The 267-nt window shown below is 33.3% G+C and carries 1 protein-coding gene; it reads right to left on the bottom strand.

Translation table 11 applies throughout. The features are described from left to right. The coding region (locus ACRHOC_RS14855; RefSeq protein WP_431159410.1) for a YaaA family protein at positions 1-267 on the bottom strand (267 nt) is incomplete at both ends.

Genomic DNA, 267 nt, shown 5'->3' with positions numbered 1-267 from the left:
AACTAGCAGTTATAACAGGAACTTTTAAAGCCTTCGTATCTATTGCTTTAAAGTATTCATTACTTGCAAGATTTAAGAAAAGCTCACCATCTTCAAGTTCGTTATTAAGCTCTTCAGTTACCTTTTTTCTCCAGAATTCATAAAGGTTCTTATTCTTTCCAACAGGAAATTTAGTTCCCATTTCCAATCGATAGGGCTGCATCAAATCCATTGGCTTTAGCAAACCATACAACCCAGAAATAATTCTAACAGTATCTTGTAGTTTAT

The sequence above is a fragment of the Winogradskyella poriferorum genome (assembly GCF_050618035.1).
Classification (GTDB): domain Bacteria; phylum Bacteroidota; class Bacteroidia; order Flavobacteriales; family Flavobacteriaceae; genus Winogradskyella; species Winogradskyella poriferorum_A.
The sequence above is the reverse complement of the archived record's forward strand: the minus strand, read 5'-3'. Positions and strand labels throughout refer to the sequence as shown.